Consider the following 20520-nt stretch of genomic DNA (forward strand, 5'->3'; position numbering starts at 1 on the left):
TTGCGCACTTGGCGCTGATCCCGACCTGGTCGGGACAGCGGCAAGTGCGCAAAACGCGTTTCGGGGCAGGTCGGGGGTGGATCATGTGAAGGGTGCCTCGACACGCTCATGACCGGCCTCACAACGACACGCCGGATCCGCTTCCCTACCCTGGATTGTCGTTATGACTGCACTTGCAAATTCCGCGCGGCGGCGAATCCTGTTGACCGCCACGGCGTCCACACTCGCGCTCGGCGCCGGCATCGCTCCCGCGGCGGCCGCCCCCATGGCAGCGCAGTCCCCGTTGACCGCGGACATGGGTGTCGAGCCCACGACCGCTCCCCCGTTCAGCACGCCCAACACCGACGCGTGCCCGCATCGAGAGTCACCGCCGCCGGCGATCGACGCGTCGGAGGTGCCGCAACCGGGTCAGGCCGCGCCGACGCCGGTCCCGGTGCCCGACAGGCCGGTCGGCGGCGAGGCCCTCGGCAGTTGCGGCGTCATCACCGCTCCCGGTACCCCGCCGCTGCCGGCCGACATCTCCGCCACCGGATGGGTGCTCTCCGACCTCGACTCCGGCCGGATCCTCGCCGCGAAGGACCCGCACGGCCGCTACCGGCCCGCCAGCACCATCAAGGTGCTGCTCTCGCTCGTGGCCCTCGACGAACTCGACCTGGACACCACGATCGTCGCGAACGCCGAGGCAGCGTCGATGGAGGGCAGCTCGGTGGGCCTCGGTGTCGGCGGCACGTACAGCAACCTGCAACTGATGCAGGGTCTCGTCATGCGGTCCGGCAACGACGCCGCTCAGGCCCTCGCACAGCAACTCGGCGGCGAGCAGGCCACGGTGGCCAAGATGAACGCCAAAGCCGCGTCCCTGGGCGCGTCGGACACCCGAACGGCGTCCGTCTCCGGCCTCGACGGCCCCGGCATGTCGACCTCGGCGTACGACCTCGCGTTGTTCTTCCGGGCGGCGATGCAGAACCCGACGTTCGCGCAGCTGATCACGACGGACACTGTGATGTTCCCCGGACATCCCGCCGACCCGACGAAGCCCGACGACAAGCCCGTCGAGCCGCACCCGATCTACAACGACAACCAGTTGCTCGCGAACTACCCCGGCGCCCTCGGCGGCAAGACCGGCTACACCGACGACGCCCGGCAGACCTTCGTCGGCGGCGCCGAGCGCGACGGCCGGCGGCTCGCGGTGACGCTGACGGCCGCGGACGTCCTGCCGATCCGTCCGTGGGAGCAGGTCGCGCGCCTGCTCGACTACGGCTGGGCGATCGACCCGGCCGTCTCGGTGGGCGTTCTCGTGGATCCGGAGCCCTCGTCGGACGAGCCCGCCGTGGAGGTCGCCGGACCGGACACGCACGGTCCCGGCGGGATGGATCTGGCGTCCGGTTCGGACCTGCCCAACAAGGACATCGCGGGCCGTGTCGCGATCGCGATCGTCGGATCCGGCGTGGTCGTGGGGCTGCTCGGTTGGGCGCGTGCGCTGATCCGCCGACGTCGCTGACCGCGGCGGCGGCTCAGTCGCCGCGGCGTCGCCACAGCCCGGCGAGGCCGATCGCGGCGAGGGCGCCGGCCCCGGTGAACGCGAGCGCTTCGCGGACCGTCGGGCCCTCGCGCAGTTGCACCCGCGGCCGGATGACGGCCGAGTCGGGCGGCGGCACGTACGCGTTCTCGAGATTCTCGCGGGCCGTCGCGGCCCACGCGGTCGCGAACAGGATGAGACGGGCCGTCAGGTTGCTGAACACGAGCAGACCGAGGATGGGGCCGAACGCGACACCGGCCGGCCCCTGGCTGATGGCGCCCAGATAGATCGCACCGACCTGCCTGAAGAGTTCGAACACGAGGGCGGCGCCGAAGGCAGCACGCACGGCGCTGCGCAACGTCACCGGTTCCCGGGGCAGTCGCGCGATCACCCACGCGAGCAGAGCCCAGGTCGCGAGCACGCTGACGGTCACCGAGGCGATCCGCAGCACCACCCCGATCCCCGTGACGTCCTCGAGACCGAGCCACTCGACGACCCATTTCGCGATCGGGCCGTTGCTGAGCGCCGACAGGCTGAACGTCACGAGCATCGCCAGGCCGAGCCCGATCAACGCGACGAGATCCCGCAGCTTCGTGGCCACGAAACCGTCGGGCTCGTGCTTGTGCTCCCACATCGCGGTCAGCGCGTCGCGCAGGTTCGCCATCCAGCCGAGCCCGGCGTACGCGGCGAACAGCAGACCGAGCACACCGACCCCGGCGCGGGACGCGATGGCCGAGTCGATCAAGCTGTTGACGGTGTCGCCGAGGCCGCCGGGCATGTTCTTGCTGACCTGGTCCTGGATCTCGGTGATCCACTCGGGGCGACCGGCGAGGACGAAGCCGGCGATCGCGAACGCCACCATCAGGATGGGCACGATCGCGAGGATCGTGAAGTACGTGATGCCCGCGGCGTAGTGGTCGCCCTTCTGGTGCTGGTAGCGGCCGCCCGCACGGACGAGGTGATCGAGCCACGGCCGCGCCGCACGCTGCTTGTCGAGGAAGCTGGGTGCGGCGTCGGTCATGTCCGGATTACCCCCTGGTGGTCAGGAATCCCACCTTCTCATAGACCTGGCCGAGTGTCCGGCCGGCGACCTCGCGGGCCCGGTCGGCGCCGGACGCGAGGATGCGGTCGAGTTCGGCGCGGTCGGACAGGTAGCCGTCGACCTTCTCCCGCAGCGGCGTGACGAACTCGGCGAGCACCTCGGCGGTGTCGGACTTGAGGTCGCCGTAGCCCTTGCCGTGGTAGCCCGCGACGAGGTCGTCGACGCTCTTGCCGGACAGCGCCGACTGGATGGTGAGCAGGTTGCTGACACCGGGCTTGTTCTGCGGGTCGAACCGGATCTCGCGCTCGTTGTCGGTGACGGCCGACTTGATCTTCTTGGCGGAGACCTTGGGGTCGTCGAGCAGGTTGATGAGGCCGGCCGGCGTCGGGCCGGACTTGCTCATCTTCGACGTCGGGTCCTGCAGGTCGTAGATCTTGGCGGTGCCCTTGATGATCTGCGGCTCGGGGACCACGAACGTCTTGCCGAAACGGGTGTTGAACCGGCCGGCGAGGTCGCGGGCCAGCTCGAGGTGCTGACGCTGGTCCTCGCCCACCGGCACGCGCTGCGGGCGGTAGAGCAGGATGTCGGCGGCCATCAGCACCGGGTAGGTGAACAGGCCGACGCTGGCGTGCTCGCTGCCCTGACGCGCGGCCTTGTCCTTGAACTGCGTCATGCGGCTGGCCTCGCCGAAGCCGGTGATGCAGTTGAGCACCCACGCCAGTTCGGCGTGCTCGGGCACCTGGCTCTGCACGAACAGCGTCGACCGCTCGGGGTCGATACCGAGGGCCAGCAGCTGCGCGACGGCCCGCAGGGTGCGCTGGCGCAGCTCCTTGGGGTCCTGCGGCACCGTGATGGCGTGCAGGTCGGGGATGAAGTAGAAGGCGTCGAAGTCGTCCTGCAGGGGCACCCACTGCTGCAGCGCACCGAGGAAGTTGCCGAGGTGGAACGAGTCGGCGGTGGGCTGGATACCGGACAGGACGCGAGGCTTCGCCGTCGGTGCGGTCGTGGGGTTCTCTGCAGTGCTCGACATAATCCCCGATACTTTCACGCGCCGGGATCGGCGATGCGAGGGAGGTGGACGCCGACGGCCGCGAACCGGTCGACGACGGCGGCCGCGTGTCCGGGCCGGACCTGCAACACGATCGAGGCCTCGGTGTGACCGACGGCCGCCGCGAACCACGGCAGCTGGGCCGGCTGCTCGTCCAACAGGACGTCCGCGTCGAGTACCAGGACCACCGCGTCGTCCCCGACGGTGTCGGCGATCTCGCCGAAGCACTCGTCGAAGGCGTCCTTGTTGCGCCCGAAGTAGTACGGGAACTGCAGGGCGGCCGCGAACTCGTCGAACAGCGCCGCGACGGTCGGCATGCGCCGGCCGCGCACGTGCCGCACCGGACGGACACCGCGCAGGTCCTCCTCGATGCCCGCGGCCCGGCCCGCACCGGCGACCAGCAGCGACGGGCCGCGCGGGAACGTCGGCGTCGTCATCAGCGCATCCTCGCGAACGTGTCGTAGTGGTCGTCGGTGTACCACGCGGAGCCGTCGCTGCCGGTGACGATGCGTTCGGCGTCGCGGCCGCGGCCGCTCTGCTTCCGGTTGACGTCCCACTCCTGGTAGCGCACCCGCTGACCGCCGTTCGTCGCGGGCAGTCGGCCCTCGTGGTTTCCGAACGTCCGGCCGCCCTCGGTGCCAGGGGCGTCGGCGGGTGGCCACCGGCCGGCATCGATCGCGGCGAGGGTGGCCCACGCAGCCTGCGGTATCGCGCTCGACTGCTGCGCGGCGGTGGTCGTGGCCGAAGCCCTCGTAGTGGTGGCCTTCGCTGTGGTGGTCTTCGCCGCGGTGGTCGTGGCGGGTGCACTGCCGGTGGCCGAGACGGAGGTCGAGGCGGACGTCGCTGCGGGAGCCGTGTCGTCGCCGCCGCTCTGCGTCCCGACGAACACCGCCACCGCGAGACCCACGAGGGCCACCAGCAGCGCGATGATCGGATTCTTCGATCGTGCGGCCATCAGCGGAACTGCACCGTGACGGGCGCATGGTCCGACCAGCGCTCGGCGTACGTCGCGGCCCGCTCGACACGGGCCTCCTTGGCCCGCTCCGCCAGGCCCGGCGTGGTCAGGTGGTAGTCGATACGCCATCCCGCGTCGGTGTCGAACGCCTTGCCGCGGTACGACCACCACGAGTACGGGCCGTCGACCTCGGGATGCAGCCGGCGCACGACGTCCACCCAGGCGCCCTCGGTCAGCAGGCCGTCGACCCAGGCGCGCTCGCCGGGGAGGAAGCCGGACTTCTTGACGTTGCCCTTCCAGTTCTTGATGTCCCGCTCGGTGTGCGCGATGTTCCAGTCGCCGCACACGAGAACCTCACGTCCCGCCGCGGCCGCCGCTTCGGCGCTGCGCGTCAGGTGCGCGGCGAACGACGCCATGAAGCGTTCCTTCTGCTCCTGCTTGGGGGTCTCGGCCTCACCGGTCGGCAGGTAGAGGCTGCCGACGGTCAGCGCGTCGAAGTCGGCCTCGATGTAGCGGCCGGCGTCGGCGAACTCGTCGTCGCCGAACCCGATGCGCACGGCGTCCGCCGGACGGCGCGAGAGCACGGCGACGCCGTTGCGGCCCTTCGCGGACGGCTCCGCCGAGGCGAGGTGCCATCCGGCGTCCAGAGCAGGGGTGAGGGTGTCACGCAACTGCTCGTCCGACGCGCGCGTCTCCTGCAGGCACACGACGTCCGCCTGCGATCCCGTGAGCCACTCGAGCAGACCCTTCTTGGCCGCCGCGCGGACGCCGTTGACATTGACCGTGGTGATGATGTGGGGCACGACTGAACCGTAGCCGACCCCGGGGACGCCCCGGACCGGCCGTCAGCGCCGCGCCGTCACCACCGCGACGGCGAGCACTCCGACACCGGCGAGCGCCAGCGCCGCACCCACCAGCGCGGGGGCGGTGTACCCGAAGCCGGCCGCGATCACGACGCCGCCGATCCACGCGCCGAACGCGTTCGCGATGTTGAGCGCGGAGTGGTTGAGGGCGGCCGCCAGGGTCTGCGCGTCGGCGGCGACGTCCATGAGCCGGGTCTGCAGGCCCGGCACGAGCGCCGATCCGGCCGCGGCGACGAGGAACAGCACGATCAGCGCGGTGTACGGGTTGTGTGCGGCAACCGCGAAGAGGGCGAGGAGCGCCACGAGGGCGCCGAGCATCGCGAACAGCCCGCGGGTCAGCGCCCGGTCCGCGAGGCGGCCGCCCAACACGTTGCCGGCGACCATTCCCAGCCCGTAGATCATGAGCGCGACCGGCACCAGCGCCACCGGTAGCCCGGCGACGTCGGTCATGGTCCAGCCGACGTACGTGTAGACGGCGAACATGCCGCCGAAGCCGACGGTGGCGACCACGAGCGTGAGCCACACCTGTCCCCGGCGCAGCGCGGCGAGTTCGGTCCGCGGGTCGGTGGTGCGCACACCGTGGAGCGGCGGCACCCACACGGCGATGGCCGCGACCGTCAGCGCCCCGATGAGCGCGACCAGCGCGAACGCGCTCCGCCAGCCCAGGCCCTGTCCGATCCACGTAGCCGCGGGCACCCCCACGACGTTGGCGACCGCGAGTCCGCTCATGACCATCGCCACGGCCTTCGCGCGGTGCCCCGGCCCGGCCAGGTACGCCGCGACGAGCGACGCCACGCCGAAGTAGGCGCCGTGCGGCAGTCCCGCGAGGAATCGCGCCACCAGCAGCCCGCCGTAGTTCGGGGCGAGGATCGCCGCCGCGTTCCCGACGGTGAACGCCACCATCAGCGCGAGCAGCAGCGCCTTGCGGGGCATCCGGGCGGTCAGTGCCGCGATCAGCGGGGCACCCACCACCACGCCCAGCGCGTACGCCGTGATGATGTGGCCTGCGGTGGGCTCGGAGATGCCCAGCCCGCCCGCGATCTGGGGCAGCAGGCCCATCGCGACGAACTCGGTGGTGCCGATGCCGAACCCGCCCATCGCGAGCGCGAGCATCGCTCGCCGGCGCCCGGCAGGCGAGAGGGATGCGTCGGTGGGCGCCGGGGCGGTGGCGGAGACGGTCAAGAAGCTATGCCTTCCGGGCACGGTGCGAGCAGAGGGGTCCAACGGTAGGGATCAAAAGGAAACGGGACGTTCCCATGAAGGGAACGTCCCGTTTCGGTGAGGGTTACGCGATTACGCGCGTGCCTTCTGCAGGTTCTCGTCGAGGGTCGCGAGGAACTCCTCGGTGGTCTGCCAGGCCTGGTCCGGGCCGACCAGCAGTGCGAGGTCCTTGGTCATCTGGCCGTTCTCGACGGTCTTGATGACGACGTCCTCGAGCTGCTGAGCGAAGTCGATCAGCTCCGGGGTGTTGTCCAGCTTGCCGCGGTGCTCGAGGCCCCGGGTCCAGGCGAAGATCGACGCGATCGGGTTGGTCGACGTCGGCTTGCCCTGCTGGTGCTGGCGGTAGTGGCGTGTGACGGTGCCGTGCGCGGCCTCCGCCTCGACGGTCTTGCCGTCCGGCGTCATCAGCACGGAGGTCATCAGGCCCAGCGAGCCGTAGCCCTGCGCAACGGTGTCGGACTGGACGTCACCGTCGTAGTTCTTGCAGGCCCAGACGTAGCCACCCTCCCACTTGAGCGAGGAGGCGACCATGTCGTCGATGAGGCGGTGCTCATAGTGCAGGCCCGCGGCGTCGAACTCGGCCTTGAACTCGGTCTCGTAGATGTTCTGGAACTCGTCCTTGAACATGCCGTCGTAGGCCTTGAGGATGGTGTTCTTCGTGGAGAGGTACACCGGGTAGTTCTGCTGCAGGCCGTACGCGAGCGAGGCGCGGGCGAAGTCCTGGATGGACTTCTTGTAGTTGTACATACCCATGACCACGCCGCCGTCCTCGGGCAGGCGGCACACCTCGTGCTGGATCGGCTCGGAGCCGTCGTCCGGGGTGTAGGTGATGGTGACGGTGCCGGCACCGGGCGCCTTGAAATCGGTGGCGCGGTACTGGTCACCGAACGCGTGACGGCCGACGATCACCGGCTTGGTCCAACCCGGGACCAGACGCGGGACGTTGGAGATCAGGATCGGGGCACGGAAGATGGTGCCGCCCAGGATGTTACGGATGGTGCCGTTCGGGGAACGCCACATCTTCTTGAGGCCGAACTCCTCGACGCGGGCCTCGTCCGGGGTGATCGTCGCGCACTTGACGCCGACGCCGTGCTTCTTGATCGCGTTCGCCGCGTCGATGGTGACCTGGTCGTCGGTGGCATCGCGATGCTCGATCCCCAGGTCGTAGTACTCGAGATCGACATCCAGGTAGGGATGGATCAGCTTGTCTTTGATGAACTGCCAGATGATGCGGGTCATCTCGTCGCCGTCGAGTTCGACGACCTTGCCTTCGACCTTGATCTTGGACATGGGGGCTTCGCGTCCTCCTAGGAAGTTTCCCTGGTTCCGTTCCCTGGGTATCGGGGGTGCGCGGACCACTTTGTGAGTGAGCCCGCCAACGGTTCAGTTATCAAACGTATCCGGTCCGGATCTCCCGTGTCAGGGCCGACCCAAACATGACGAGCGTACTGCTATCCGCCGGGAAGGCAACCACTGGGCCGAAAACCGCACACCCTACCGTCCGGTAACCAGGCTTCCGCGGAGGGTCGCCGCGACCACGCGCGGCGACCCTCCGTCAGGAGATCAGCCGAGTTCGCCGACGACGGCCTCGGCGCTGCCGAGCAGCGCGCCGGACGCGGCCAGCTGCACCGCCGCCTCGATCTCCGGGGCCAGATAGCGGTCCGTGCCGGGACCCTCGACGTGCTCGCGGAGGGTGTCGCGCACGGCACCGGTCGCCGGGGACGGCCGCAGCGGCGCCCGCAGGTCGAGACCGCGCGCCGCGGTGAGCGCCTCGATGGCCAGCACCCGGGTGAGCCCGTCGATCGCGCGGCGCAGCTTGCGCGCCGCCGACCAGCCCATCGAGACGTGGTCCTCCTGCATCGCCGACGACGGAATCGAATCGACGCTCGACGGCGCTGCCAGGCGCTTGAGCTCGGAGACGATCGCAGCCTGCGTGTACTGGGCGATCATGTGCCCACTGTCGACACCCGGGTCGTCGGCGAGGAACGGCGGCAGTCCGTGGTTGCGGGCCTTGTCGAGGAACCGGTCCGTGCGGCGCTCGCTCATGCTCGCCACGTCGGCGACGACGATCGCCAGGAAGTCCAGCACGTACGCCACGGGCGCGCCGTGGAAGTTGCCGTTCGACTCGACCCGGCCGTCGAGGGTGACGACCGGGTTGTCGACCGCGCTCGCCAGCTCGTACGACGCCACCCGCTCGGCGTGGGCGAGGGTGTCGCGGGCACCGCCGGCGACCTGCGGTGCGCAGCGCAGCGAGTAGGCGTCCTGGACGACGGTGCAGTCCGGGGTGGCGTGGCTGGCGACGATCTCCGAGCCGGCGAGCAGACGGGTCATGTTCGAGGCGGCCACCGCCTGTCCGGGCTGGGGCCGCAGCGCCTGGAGGTCGGCGGCGAACACCTTGTCCGTGCCCATCAGGCCCTCGACGCTCATCGCCGCGGTGATGTCGGCCAGCGAGAGCAGCTGGTGCAGGTCGTGGCAGGCGAGCACGAGCTGGCCGAGCATGCCGTCGGTGCCGTTGATGAGGGCCAGGCCCTCCTTCTCCTCCAGCTGGGCCGGCTCGATCCCGGCGGCGGCCAGCGCCTCCGCCGCGGGCATCAGCTCGCCGTTCGCGTCCCGCACGGTGCCCTCCCCGATGACGGCGAGCGCGACGTGCGCCAGCGGCGCGAGGTCACCGGAGCAGCCGAGGCTGCCGTACTCGTGGACCACCGGGGTGATCCCGGCCGACAGCAGTGCGGCGTACACCTGCGCCACCTCCGGGCGAACGCCGGTGCGGCCGGTCGCGAGCGTAGACAGGCGCAGCAGCATCAGCGCCCGCACCACTTCGCGCTCCACCTCGGGACCGGACCCGGCGGCGTGCGAGCGGACCAGGCTGCGCTGCAACTGCGCCCGCAACTCCAGCGGGATGTGCCGGGTGGCCAGCGCGCCGAAGCCGGTGGACACCCCGTAGACCGGCTTGGGGTCCTCGGCGAGTGCGCGGATGCGGGCCCGGCTCTCACCGATCGCCGACAGGGCGTCCTCGGACAGCTGCACGGGCGCACCGAACCGTGCGACGCGCACGACTTCCTCCGGTGTCACCGCGCCGACACCGACGACCACCGGTGCGATCTCTGCTGCGGCCCGGCCGGTGGTGCTCGGGAGGGTGTTCGTGCTCATTGCTTGTGCTCCGTTTCGAAATTGGAAGGCGAGAAGTGAAAGGCGAGAAGTGTCGTGCTCGAGGTCGTCGTGGGGGTCAGACGGGATCGACGAGGATCTCCTCCTCGGGTGCGCGCTCCTCCGGTTCGACCCACCGGCGGAAGGCCAGGGCGAGCAGCACCAGCCACACCGCTCCGACGACGAGGGCCACCCGGGTGTCGGCGTCGAAGGCGAGCAGCGCGATCACGAAGACCAGGAAGCCGATCGCGATCAGCTGCCCGTACGGCCAGAACGGCACCGGGAACTTCAGGGCGGCGGCCTCGTCCGCGCTCATCTTCTTCCGCGAGCGGTACTGGGCCAGCAGGATCATCAGCCAGACGAAGATCGTCGCGAAGGTCGCGATCGACGCGATGACGAGGAAGACCCGGTCCGGCATCGCGTAGTTCAGGAGCACCCCGACCAGCAGCGCGGCGACCATGATGAGCACCGTCATCCACGGGACCCCGTTGCGGGAGACCCGACGCATCACCGCGGGGGCCTGGCCGCGCTGCGCCATCCCGTACATCATGCGGCCGGCGCCGAAGATGTCGCTGTTGATCGCCGACAGTGCGGCGGTGATCACCACGATGTTCAGCACCGTCGCGGCCGGGCCGATGCCGAGGCTCTGGAAGATCTGCACGAAGGGGCTGCCCTCGGCCCCGATGCTCTGCCACGGGGTGATCGCCATGATCACGGCCAGCGTGAGCACGTAGAAGACGATGATCCGGATGGGCACCGTGTTGATCGCCCGGGGGATGGTGCGCTCCGGGTCCTCGGCCTCGCCGGCCGTGATGCCGATGATCTCCGTACCGCCGAACGCGAACATCACGATCGCGAAGCAGCCGAGGAATCCGCCGATCCCGGTGGCGAAGAACCCGCCCTCGCTCCACAGGTTCGACACGCCCTCGCTGGTGTCGTGGAGACCGAACCCGAACACCAGGATCGCGATACCGCCGGCGATCATCGCCACGATCGCCACGATCTTGACGATCGTGAACCAGAACTCCACCTCACCGAAGACCTTGACGCTGAGCATGTTGATCGCGCCGATGAAGAAGATGATCGCCAACACCCAGATCCACCGCGGGACGTCCGGGAACCAGAACCCCATGTAGACGCCGAAGGCGGTGACGTCGGCGAGGCAGACCACGATCATCTCGAACGTGTAGGTCCACCCGGTCGCGAAGCCGGCGAGTGGGCCCAAGTGCTTGCTCGCGTACTCGCCGAACGAACCCGACACCGGGTTGCTCACCGCCATTTCGCCGAGCGCACGGAGCACGATGTAGATCACCGCTCCGCCGATCAGATACGCCAGCAGAACGGACGGCCCGGCCTTGTTGATCGCCTCCGCCGAGCCGTAGAAGAGCCCGGTACCGATAGCGGACCCTAGGGCGATGAAGCGGATGTGGCGCGCTGTGAGACCTCGGGTCAGCGCCGAGGCGGTGTTTTTCACAATCGAACTCCCTGGACGGTGGCGTTTGTCGGCAGGTGCGGCGTCGGCTCGACACCCCGGGTTTTGTGCGACTTTTGTGCTCTGCATCACAACCTGCGGCGACATGTCTAGTCCTGTCTATACATGTTCGTCAAGTGGAGATACGCCACATCCGATTCGACGGACCTGCCCGCCCTCCTTCCAACCGTGCGGTCGATACCGCTACTATCGGCGGAAGGTCATGAGTGCCAGCGCCAAGCCCCGGCTCGCTGGCCGGCAACCCTCCAACCGCGGTGGGGTGCCCCGGGTGATGACCAGGTTTTCCGGCGCGAGTCGGGAAACAAGCGCGGGTCCGCTGGGACGGACCCACTGACCGGGCCATGCCCCACCGGAGGTTCACCATGTGTTGTTGTCTCGAGTAGCCGGTCCCCACGCGCGCATTCCATGCTGCGCACATTCCCCCTGCTGACGACCCTCTCCCGAACCTGGAGTAGAACGACCCATGACCGAAATCACGGATCCCTCGGCGACCTGGAGCTTCGAGACCAAGCAGATCCACGCCGGACAGTTGCCGGACGGCACCACCAATGCGCGCGCGCTGCCGATCTACCAGACCACGTCGTACACGTTCAACAGCACCGACCATGCGGCCGCGCTGTTCGGTCTGGCCGAGCCGGGCAACATCTACACCCGGATCATGAACCCGACGCAGGACGCCGTCGAGCAGCGGATCGCCGCGCTCGAGGGTGGCGTCGCGGCGCTGCTCCTCGCGTCCGGTCAGGCCGCCGAGACGTTCGCGATCCTCAACCTCGCCGAGGCCGGCGACCACATCGTGTCGAGCCCGCGCCTGTACGGCGGCACGTACAACCTGTTCCACTACTCGCTGCGCAAGCTCGGCATCGAGGTCTCGTTCGTCGAGGATCCCGACGACATCGAGCAGTGGCGTGCCGCGATCCGTCCGAACACCAAGGCGTTCTACGGCGAGTCGATCTCGAACCCGCGCAACGACGTGCTCGACATCCCGGGCATCTCGAAGGTCGCGCACGAGAACGGCATCCCGCTGATCGTCGACAACACGGTCGCGACGCCGTACCTGATCCGCCCGCTCGAGCACGGCGCCGACATCGTCGTCCACTCGGCCACCAAGTACCTCGGCGGCCACGGCACCGCGGTCGCCGGTGTGATCGTCGACGGCGGCAAGTTCGACTGGACGCAGGGCCGGCACACCAACTTCACGACGGCCGATCCGAGCTACCACGGCGTCGTGTACGCCGACCTGGGCGCCCCGGCGTTCGCGCTGAAGGCCCGCGTGCAGCTGCTGCGCGACCTCGGCGCCGCGATCTCGCCGTTCAACGCGTTCCTCATCTCGCAGGGCATCGAGACGCTGAGCCTGCGCATGGAGCGCCACGTCGCGAACGCGAAGGCCGTCGCGGAGTACCTGGAGGCGCGCGCCGACGTGAAGTCCGTGTCGTACGCGGGCCTGGAGTCCTCGCCGTGGCACGAGCGCGGCAAGACGCTGGCGCCGCGCGGCACCGGCGCGATCGTCGCGTTCGAGCTGGCCGGCGGCATCGACGCCGGCAAGAAGTTCGTCAACGCGCTGACGCTGCACAGCCACGTCGCCAACATCGGCGACGTGCGTTCGCTGGTGATCCACCCGGCCTCGACCACGCACTCGCAGCTGACTCCCGAGGAGCAGCTCGCGTCGGGTGTCACGCCCGGTCTGGTGCGCCTCGCCGTCGGTATCGAGGGCATCGACGACATCATCGCCGACCTCGAAGCCGGGTTTGCGGCGGCGGCGTCTTGACAGTCAGCTCGGTTCGCAACGCCCGTCCGGCGGGATTCCCCCCGCCGGACGGGCAGTTGGGCTTTGTGCACATCGGCTCGATCGAACTCGAGACCGGTGTGGTGCTGCCCGATGTCACCATCGCGATCCAGCGCTGGGGTGAGCTCTCCCCCAACAAGGACAACGTGGTTCTCGTCGAGCACGCCCTCACCGGCGACTCGCACGTGACCGGCCCGGCCGACGACGAGCATCCCTCCCCCGGATGGTGGGACGGCATGGTCGGCCCCGGCGCACCGATCGACACCGACGAGTGGTGCGTGCTGGCGGCGAACGTGCTCGGCGGCTGCCGCGGCACGACGGGGCCGGGCTCACTCGCGGCCGACGGCGCGCCGTGGGGATCGCGGTTCCCCGAGATCTCGATCCGCGACCAGGTGACCGCCGAGGTCGCGCTCGCGGATGTGCTGGGCATCGAACGCTTCTCGGCCGTCGTCGGAGGGTCGATGGGCGGGATGCGGACGCTGGAGTGGATCGTCGGTCATCCCGACCGGGTCGATGCCGCGCTGATCCTCGCGGTCGGTGCGCGGGCCACCGCCGACCAGATCGGCACCCAGACCACGCAGATCCAGATCGTCACGAGCGACCCCGACTGGCTGGGCGGCGACTACCACGGCACGGGGCGGGTCCCGCGGAACGGGCTGGGCCTCGCCCGTCGGATCGCGCACCTGACGTACCGCACCGAGAACGAACTGGACTCGCGCTTCGCGAACGACAGTCAGGCCGGCGAGAACCCCTGGGCCGGTGGGCGTTACGCGGTCCAGAGCTACCTCGATCATCAGGCCGAGAAGCTGGTTGCCCGGTTCGACCCGAGCACCTACGTGCTCCTGACCGAGGCCATGAACCGGCACGACGTGGGCCGCGGACGCGGCGGAGTCGAGGCGGCCCTCGGGTCGACGAACGTTCCGGTGATCGTCGGCGGTGTCGACTCGGATCGGCTGTACCCGCTGCGCCTTCAGCAGGAACTCGCGGACGGCCTGCCCGGCTGCGACTGGTTGCGCGTGCTCGAGTCGAAGGACGGCCACGACGGCTTCCTCACCGAGGCCGACGCGGTGGCCGAGATGTTGAAGGAGACGATGGAACTGGCGCGCGACGCCCGTCGCGCCTAGTCCTCCCCCGCGCATCGCGCGCCCGGCCGCTCGGCCGCCCGCGCGATGCGGGTCAGTCGGTGCCGAGCGGATCGATCGATACTGCCAACGCGATGATCGCGGCGCCGACCACCGTCATGGCGGCGACGTCGAATCCCTTGCCGCGCACGGCGAGCAGTCCCACCCGTTCGGGTGACACCACGGCGCGCAGCACCGCCGCGAGCAGCATGGCACCCCCGAGGACGAGGGCGCCACGCCGCCAGCGGTCGGCCAGAACCAGCACGAAGGCGGCCGCCACCACGAGGAGGACGGCCAGTATCGGCAGGTTTCGGCGTACGAACTGCGTCACGGGCGCAGTCTAGCTGTGGCTCTCGGCGAGACCGGCGAGCTGCTCGGCCCGCTCGACGACGTTGGTGAGCAGGAACGCACGAGTGAGCGGTCCGACGCCGCCCGGGTTCGGCGAGATGAATCCGGCGACCTCGCGGACGTCGTCGGCGACGTCACCCCTGAGGCCGTCCGCGGTGCGGCTGACACCCACGTCGAGCACCGCGGCGCCCGGCTTGACCATGTCGGCGGTGATCAGTCCGGGGACGCCGGCCGCGGCGATCACGATGTCGGCCTGGCGCACCTGCGCGGCCAGATCACGGGTTCCGGTGTGGCACAGCGTGACCGTCGCGTTCTCGGAGCGACGGGTGAGCAGCAGGCCGATCGGGCGTCCGACGGTGACACCGCGGCCGACGACCGCGACGTGTGCGCCCGCGATCGGGACCTCGTAGCGGCGCAGCAGGTGGACGATGCCGCGCGGGGTGCACGGCAGCGGAGCTTCCTTTCCGAGGACGAGGCGGCCCAGGTTCACCGGGTGCAGGCCGTCGGCGTCCTTGTCGGGGTCGATCCGCTCGAGCGCAGCGTTCTCGTCGAGGTGCTTGGGCAGCGGGAGCTGCACGATGTAGCCGGTGCACTCGGGGTTGGCGTTGAGCTCGTCGATCGTGGCCTCGAGCTGTTCCTGGGTGATGTCGGCGGGCAGGTCGCGGCGGATCGAGGTGATCCCCACCTTGGCGCAGTCGTTGTGCTTGCCGCGCACGTACGCGGCCGAGCCCGGGTCGTCGCCGACGAGGATGGTGCCCAGACCGGGCGTGATGCCCTTCTCCTTCAGGGCTGCCACCCTGGCCTCGAGGTCCTCGAAAATCTCGTCGCGGGTTGCTTTGCCATCCAGGATCGTTGCAGTCACGGCGACCATTGTTCCAGGCTAGGGTCGCTGCGTGACACCGGCTCCGGATCTTCGCGGTCCACGCGTCCTGCTGACTCCCATCCGGCCTGCACATCACGGGCGACTGCGCCAGATCCATCGGCTCCCCGAAGTCGCTCGGTGGTGGAAGGAACCGGACGACGACTGGCCCTCCCCCGAACCGGAAACCGTTGCGTACGCGGTGCTCGAGCGCGGTCGCGTGGTGGGCTTCGTGCAGTGGTACCAGGAGTCGGACCCCGATTACCGGCACGCGGGGCTCGATCTGTTCCTCGACCCGTCGGTCCACGGCCGTGGCCTGGGCACCGAGGTGGTCCGGGTGGTCTGCGCCCACCTCGTGGACGACCACGGCTTCCATCGCATCGTCATCGACCCCGAGGCGACGAATGCGGCCGCGATCGCGTGCTACCGGAAGGTGGGGTTCCGCGATGTCGGGATCATGCGCGAGTACAGCCGAGGCGCCGACGGGGTGTGGCGGGACGGGCTGTCGATGGATCTGCTGGCACGCGAGCTGATCCGCTGAGCCCGCCGATTCCCCGACGCGGTCACCATGGTTCGACGACCAGCCCCATCGCGGTCGCGTACGCCACCGCCTGGGTGAGTTCCACCTGGGTGCGGTCGAGTTTCGCGGCGGTCCACAGCCCGGGGTCGAGGTGGGCGCCGCGCAGGTCGGCCCCCTCCAGCCGGAGGCCCTCGACGCGGGCGCCGAGCAGGTCGACCGATCGCAGGATCGCGCCGCGCATGTCGGCCCGCACGAGGTTGGCCTCCCGGAACCCGGAGTCGGTGAAGTCGATGCCGCGCAGGTCGGCGCCGCCCATGGAGACCAGGGTGAAGTCCACCTCGTCGATCAGCAGTGGCCGCATCTGACAGTCGACGAACACCGACCCGAGCAGGCTGGAACCACGGAAGCTGCTGTGCCACAGCGTGGTCCGGGTGAACGTGCAGGACCGGAAGGCGCTCGAGAAGTGGTGCGAGTCGGTGAGGTCGGCGCCCGTGAAATCGCACTCGGTGAACACCGAGAACTCGGTGCGGAGCTCGCTCAGATCGGCGTCCCGGAACGAGCACCGCGTGTAGTGCTGCCGACTCCAGGTCTGTTGCGGCAGGCGCGCGTCGGAGAAGTCCTCTCCGACGATCTCCACGAGTTCTCCCGTCATGTGACCCATGCTGCCCCCGAACACCGACAATTACGACCGCCCGGGCGCCTCGTTCTCCCGTCGCGCCGCGATCGCGTTCGTCAGCAGTTGTCGAACTGCCAGCGACCGTCGATGTACGTCCAGGTGCGCGGGTTCAGCGCGCTCGCCGGGGCGTTGGGGTCGGAGTCCACGGTGACCACCTGACCGCTGGACCCGACGACCTTGACGATCCAGTCGGTCGGCTTCGGATCCCTGCCCTGGTAGTAGATCTCCATCAGACTCTCGTACGCGTCGAGATCCCCGATGATGTTCCGGCACCGCTGGGAGTAGTGCTTCCACGCCGTGGCCGCGTCGCCGCCGATGACGCCGAGTTCGAGTTCCTTGGCCGCCCCCAGGAGCTGCTCCTCCGGCGACGCCTCGACGGCGGCGGCCGGTTGAACCATGGTCGGCGCCTGCGCCGAGTCGTCGGCACCCGCCGAGACGTCGCCGGAGGCCGAGCAGGCGGTGAGAACGGCGGTCGCGGCAATGGCCGTCGTCGCAAGCAGGTAACGCACGGATCGTGACCGTACTCGAGATTCAAGATCAACTCGAGTTCGCGAACGGATCCCGCATACCCGGATTGGTACATTCCCGTGGTGTTCCGAGTGATGTTCCACGAGCCCCGCATCCCACCCAACACCGGCAACGCGATCCGCATGGTCGCCGGCACCGGGTGCGAACTGCACCTCGTCGGACCGCTCGGATTCGATCTGTCCGAACCCAAGCTCCGCCGGGCGGGACTCGACTACCACGACCTGGCGTCGGTGACGGTGCACGAGAACCTCGACGCGGCCTGGGCCGCGCTGCAACCGGACCGGGTGTTCGCGTTCACGGCGCACGCGTCCACGTCGTACGCGGACATCGCCTACCAGCCGGGGGACGTCCTGCTGTTCGGGCCCGAACCGACCGGGCTGTCCCAGGAGGTGTTGGAGGATCCGCACGTGACCGCGCACGTGCGGATCCCGATGGTCCCGGGCCGTCGGTCGCTGAACCTGTCGAATGCCGCGGCCGTCGTCACGTACGAAGCGTGGCGCCAGCACGGCTTCGCCGGAGGCGAATAACAGCCCCAGCGCCGGAGGCGAATAACAGCCCCCGCGAAGGGGGCGTCTAGCCGCCCGCGCGGGCGATGTCGAGGAAGTCCCGGGCGGCGCCGCGCAGTCCGCGCGTCTCGTCCCACACCGCGAGCAGTCGGCGGGGCATGGTCAGCCCGTCGACCTCGACGGACGCGAGTCGGCCGTCGCCCAGGTCGGCCTCGACCGCGAGCGACGACACCACCGCGGGCGCGTTGCCGGCGACGACGGCCGCCTTCACCGCGGTGCACGAGGTCAGTTCGAGGAGCGGTTCGACGCATCCGGGCACCGCGTGCTCGAGGGTCGTGCGGGTGCCGGATCCGGATTCGCGCTGGATGAGCGGTGTCGCCGCGAGTTCGTTCACTGCGATCGGTGCCCGCACGATCCACTGGTGTCCGGGCGGCACGATGACGACGAGTTCGTCGCGGGCGACCTCGACCGCGCGCAGGCCGTCGGGGGCGACGGGCCCCTCGACGAATCCGAGGTCGGCCTCCCCCGCGCGCACCTGGGCGGCGACCTCGGTGGAGTTCAACAGTCGCACCGACGTCACGACGTTCGGGTATTTGCGCCGCATCGCCACGGTCCATCCGGGGACGAGGTACTCGGCGATGGTCATGCTCGCGGCCACGGTCAGGTTGGCGTCCCGTTCGCCGCGCAGGGCTGCGACACCGGACGCGAGTTCCTCGGCGGAGTCGAGAATCGCGGACGCCCATTCGAGGACCAGCGCGCCCTCGGCGGTGGGCTGGACACCGCCCGCGCCGCGGTCGAACACCCGCAGCCCGAGCAGACGCTCCGCAGAGCGCACGCGCGCGCTCACCGCCTGCTGACTGAGGCCGTGTTCGCGTCCGGCTGCGCCCATGCTCCCGAGCCGACCCACCGCGACCAGCACGTCCAGTGCGGCGAGTTCGGGAACACGGTTCGAAAGCGGCATACCTCCAAGGCTAGCCCCACAAACGGCGTTTGTATCCCGTCCACCCCGAGCCTTCTACCGGGAACAACACCGGGACGGCAATGTTGGTTTCATGCTTACTGCTCCGCGTCTGGCACACCTGACCCCCAACTGGTTCGCCATGGTGATGGGCACGGGAATCATCGCCGTCGCCACATCCTCACTGCCGGTGAACCTCCCCGGGCGACGCGGAATCGCGCTCTCGTTCTGGCTGCTGGCCACGGTCCTGCTGGCGGTGCTGGTCACGGCGTTCGTCATCCACTGGGTCCGGCACACCGAGCATGCCCGGGACTACGCCCGCAGCGCCACGATGTTCCCGTTCTACGGCGCGCTGCCGATGGCCGTGCTCACCGTCGGCGCCGGCACCGCAGCGGTCGGATCGACCGTGATCCCCGCCGATGCCGCCTTCGGTATCGCGGGCGCCCTGTGGGCGATCGGCACCATCGGCGGACTCGTGACGAGCGCGGTGATGGCGATGCGGTTGCGGGTGGTCGGCGAGCGCGGGACCCCGGTGCCGGCCTGGCTGATGCCGGTGGTGCCGCCGATGGTCTCGGCCGCGACGGGTGCCGCGCTGGTGAATCATCTGCCCGAGGGCTGGCCCCGGGTCGCGATGCTGGCGGGCTGCTACGCGTTGTTCACGCTGGCCCTGGTCTTCGCCCTGTGCATCGTCGCGATGGTCGCACGCCAGTTCCGCGAGGGCGGGTTGCCGCCGCTGCAGGCGCTGCCGACCATGTGGATTCCGCTCGGCATCGTCGGCCAGTCGATCGCGGCCGCCAACAACCTGGGCACCGCGGCCGAACACGCCGTCGGGCACGACGCCGCAAATGCACTGCACCTGTTCGGACTGAGCTACGGGCTGTTCATGGGGACCGTCATGATCGTCACCATCGCCGCGGTCTGCGTCCTGACGGTGCGCGCCTTCCGGCAGGGCCTGACGTTCACCATGAGCTGGTGGAGCTTCATCTTCCCGGTCGGCGCGTGCGCCGTCGGCATGGGAGCCTTCGGTGTCGCGGGCGACTTCGAGATTCCGCGACTGCTCTCGGCCGGACTGCTGTGCGCCCTGGTCGTCGCCTGGTGCGTGGTGGCCGTGCACACCGCACACCGGGTTCGGACCAGGGCGCTCCCGGCTCCGGCCTGAGCCGGGTCGGACGACCGATCAGGCCAGGGCGTCGATCGCGGCCTGCAGCCGGGTAGTCGCCTCGGCGGCCACGGACTCGAGCCCGGGCTCCTCGGTCACCTCCACCATGAGCGCCGGGTTCATGGCCTCGACGATCACGCCGTCACCGTCGGCGCGGACGACGACGTTGCACGGCAGTAGCAGACCGATCTGCCGATCCACGCCGACCGCGCGGTGCGCGAGCTGAGGATTGCAGGCACCGAGGATAACGTACTGCTCCATCTCGGCGCCGATCTTCGTCTTCAGCGTCGCCTGCATGTCGATCTCGGTGAGCACACCGAAACCCTGCTCCTGCAACGCGGCCCGGGTCTTGGCGATCGCGTCGTCGAACTCGGTGTCCAAGCGGGTCGAGATTCCCAGATCCATCACTGACTCCTCACGTCGTGGGTTCGGTGGCCGGGCGGTCGAGCGCCGGGTGTCAGGCCAGGGCCAGAAACAGCTTCTCCAGCTCGGCCTCGGTGAGCGGCTCGGAGGCCTTGCCGTCGCCGGCCAGGCATTCGCGCAGCCCGGTTGCGACGATCTTGAATCCGGCCCGGTCGAGTGCCCGGGACACCGCCGCCAACTGCGTGACGACGTCCTTGCACTCGCGGCCGTTCTCGATCATCGAAATGACCCCGGCCAGCTGTCCCTGCGCGCGGCGCAGGCGGTTGAGCACCAGGGCGATGCTCTCTTCGTCTCCGGTCATGAGACCTCCTCGGTTCCCTTCCAGATTACCCACAGGGGTATCGATCCTCGGTGG

General features: G+C 69.6%; 22 protein-coding genes and 1 riboswitch. Of the genes, 6 read left to right on the forward strand and 16 right to left on the reverse strand.

Going from position 1 to position 20520, the window contains the following annotated elements; all coding sequences use genetic code 11:
- Window positions 1-163 precede the first annotated feature (163 nt).
- Window positions 164-1498, forward strand: a complete 1335-nt coding sequence (locus tag EGT67_RS03335) for a D-alanyl-D-alanine carboxypeptidase family protein (protein ID WP_127914581.1) — start codon at window positions 164-166, stop codon at window positions 1496-1498.
- A 13-nt stretch (window positions 1499-1511) separates the two neighbouring features.
- On the opposite strand, the gene yhjD is transcribed toward EGT67_RS03335, so the two are convergent.
- From yhjD to EGT67_RS03380, 9 genes are all read right to left on the reverse strand, one after another.
- On the reverse strand, window positions 1512-2537 hold the full coding sequence (gene yhjD, locus EGT67_RS03340) for an inner membrane protein YhjD (RefSeq protein WP_127914582.1): 1026 nt from the start codon (window positions 2535-2537) through the stop codon (window positions 1512-1514).
- A gap of 7 nt (window positions 2538-2544) precedes the next feature.
- Window positions 2545-3588, reverse strand: a complete 1044-nt coding sequence (gene trpS / locus EGT67_RS03345; protein ID WP_127914583.1) for a tryptophan--tRNA ligase — start codon at window positions 3586-3588, stop codon at window positions 2545-2547.
- A 14-nt stretch (window positions 3589-3602) separates the two neighbouring features.
- Window positions 3603-4043 (reverse strand): barstar family protein, encoded by a 441-nt coding sequence (locus EGT67_RS03350; RefSeq protein WP_127914584.1) that lies wholly within the window; start codon window positions 4041-4043, stop codon window positions 3603-3605.
- Entirely contained in the window at window positions 4043-4561 is a 519-nt protein-coding gene (locus EGT67_RS03355) for a guanyl-specific ribonuclease (RefSeq protein ID WP_127914585.1), read from the reverse strand. The genes EGT67_RS03350 and EGT67_RS03355 overlap by 1 nt, the downstream gene beginning before the upstream one ends.
- A complete protein-coding gene (locus EGT67_RS03360; RefSeq protein WP_127914586.1) occupies window positions 4561-5364 on the reverse strand; it encodes an exodeoxyribonuclease III in 804 nt (267 codons plus the stop codon). The genes EGT67_RS03355 and EGT67_RS03360 overlap by 1 nt, the downstream gene beginning before the upstream one ends.
- A 42-nt stretch (window positions 5365-5406) precedes the next feature.
- A complete protein-coding gene (locus EGT67_RS03365) occupies window positions 5407-6537 on the reverse strand; it encodes an MFS transporter (protein ID WP_164877479.1) in 1131 nt (376 codons plus the stop codon).
- A 180-nt stretch (window positions 6538-6717) separates the two neighbouring features.
- A complete protein-coding gene (locus tag EGT67_RS03370; RefSeq protein WP_127914588.1) occupies window positions 6718-7935 on the reverse strand; it encodes an NADP-dependent isocitrate dehydrogenase in 1218 nt (405 codons plus the stop codon).
- Between the two features lie 273 nt (window positions 7936-8208).
- Entirely contained in the window at window positions 8209-9795 is a 1587-nt protein-coding gene (gene hutH, locus EGT67_RS03375) for a histidine ammonia-lyase (protein WP_127914589.1), read from the reverse strand.
- A 76-nt stretch (window positions 9796-9871) separates the two neighbouring features.
- Window positions 9872-11266: an amino acid permease gene (locus tag EGT67_RS03380; RefSeq protein WP_241565860.1), complete on the reverse strand. Its 1395-nt coding sequence runs from the start codon at window positions 11264-11266 to the stop codon at window positions 9872-9874.
- Window positions 11267-11482: 216 nt separating this feature from the next.
- Window positions 11483-11598: riboswitch (SAM riboswitch) on the forward strand.
- A gap of 149 nt (window positions 11599-11747) precedes the next feature.
- On the opposite strand from EGT67_RS03380, the gene EGT67_RS03385 reads away from it, so the two are divergent.
- Both EGT67_RS03385 and metX read left to right on the forward strand, forming a co-directional pair.
- The gene (locus EGT67_RS03385) at window positions 11748-13049 is read left to right on the forward strand and encodes a bifunctional o-acetylhomoserine/o-acetylserine sulfhydrylase (protein WP_127914590.1); all 1302 of its coding nucleotides are present in this window, start codon (window positions 11748-11750) and stop codon (window positions 13047-13049) included.
- On the forward strand, window positions 13046-14191 hold the full coding sequence (metX, locus tag EGT67_RS03390; RefSeq protein WP_164877469.1) for a homoserine O-acetyltransferase MetX: 1146 nt from the start codon (window positions 13046-13048) through the stop codon (window positions 14189-14191). The genes EGT67_RS03385 and metX overlap by 4 nt, the downstream gene beginning before the upstream one ends.
- A gap of 52 nt (window positions 14192-14243) precedes the next feature.
- Here metX and EGT67_RS03395 read toward each other — a convergent pair whose 3' ends face one another.
- Entirely contained in the window at window positions 14244-14519 is a 276-nt protein-coding gene (locus EGT67_RS03395; protein ID WP_127914591.1) for a DUF3017 domain-containing protein, read from the reverse strand.
- A 9-nt stretch (window positions 14520-14528) separates the two neighbouring features.
- Window positions 14529-15398, reverse strand: coding sequence for a bifunctional methylenetetrahydrofolate dehydrogenase/methenyltetrahydrofolate cyclohydrolase (locus EGT67_RS03400; RefSeq protein WP_206612269.1), 870 nt, complete (start codon window positions 15396-15398; stop codon window positions 14529-14531).
- A 31-nt stretch (window positions 15399-15429) separates the two neighbouring features.
- Here EGT67_RS03400 and EGT67_RS03405 point away from each other — a divergent pair, with 31 nt between their 5' ends.
- On the forward strand, window positions 15430-15936 hold the full coding sequence (locus tag EGT67_RS03405) for a GNAT family N-acetyltransferase (RefSeq protein WP_127914593.1): 507 nt from the start codon (window positions 15430-15432) through the stop codon (window positions 15934-15936).
- 22 nt (window positions 15937-15958) lie between these two features.
- Here the strand turns inward: EGT67_RS03405 and EGT67_RS03410 are convergent, their stop codons facing one another.
- Both EGT67_RS03410 and EGT67_RS03415 read right to left on the reverse strand, forming a co-directional pair.
- A complete protein-coding gene (locus EGT67_RS03410; protein ID WP_127914594.1) occupies window positions 15959-16576 on the reverse strand; it encodes a pentapeptide repeat-containing protein in 618 nt (205 codons plus the stop codon).
- Between the two features lie 71 nt (window positions 16577-16647).
- Entirely contained in the window at window positions 16648-17100 is a 453-nt protein-coding gene (locus EGT67_RS03415) for a hypothetical protein (protein ID WP_127914595.1), read from the reverse strand.
- Between the two features lie 81 nt (window positions 17101-17181).
- Between EGT67_RS03415 and EGT67_RS03420 the strand changes: the two genes are divergently transcribed.
- Window positions 17182-17646 carry a tRNA (cytidine(34)-2'-O)-methyltransferase gene (locus EGT67_RS03420; RefSeq protein ID WP_127914596.1) on the forward strand — a complete coding sequence of 155 codons (465 nt, stop codon included), beginning with the start codon at window positions 17182-17184 and terminating at the stop codon, window positions 17644-17646.
- A gap of 46 nt (window positions 17647-17692) precedes the next feature.
- Here the strand turns inward: EGT67_RS03420 and EGT67_RS03425 are convergent, their stop codons facing one another.
- The gene (locus EGT67_RS03425; protein ID WP_127914597.1) at window positions 17693-18586 is read right to left on the reverse strand and encodes a LysR family transcriptional regulator; all 894 of its coding nucleotides are present in this window, start codon (window positions 18584-18586) and stop codon (window positions 17693-17695) included.
- Between the two features lie 91 nt (window positions 18587-18677).
- Between EGT67_RS03425 and EGT67_RS03430 the strand changes: the two genes are divergently transcribed.
- Entirely contained in the window at window positions 18678-19742 is a 1065-nt protein-coding gene (locus EGT67_RS03430; RefSeq protein ID WP_127914598.1) for a TDT family transporter, read from the forward strand.
- Between the two features lie 18 nt (window positions 19743-19760).
- On the opposite strand, the gene EGT67_RS03435 is transcribed toward EGT67_RS03430, so the two are convergent.
- Both EGT67_RS03435 and EGT67_RS03440 read right to left on the reverse strand, forming a co-directional pair.
- Window positions 19761-20147 carry a DUF302 domain-containing protein gene (locus EGT67_RS03435; RefSeq protein ID WP_164877470.1) on the reverse strand — a complete coding sequence of 129 codons (387 nt, stop codon included), beginning with the start codon at window positions 20145-20147 and terminating at the stop codon, window positions 19761-19763.
- Window positions 20148-20199: 52 nt separating this feature from the next.
- Complete coding sequence (locus EGT67_RS03440; RefSeq protein WP_114724237.1) at window positions 20200-20466, reverse strand: metal-sensitive transcriptional regulator; 267 nt, start codon at window positions 20464-20466, stop codon at window positions 20200-20202.
- Window positions 20467-20520 lie beyond the last annotated feature (54 nt).

Origin of the sequence: Prescottella agglutinans (genome assembly GCF_004011865.1) — a bacterium.
GTDB classification, from domain to species: domain Bacteria; phylum Actinomycetota; class Actinomycetes; order Mycobacteriales; family Mycobacteriaceae; genus Prescottella; species Prescottella agglutinans.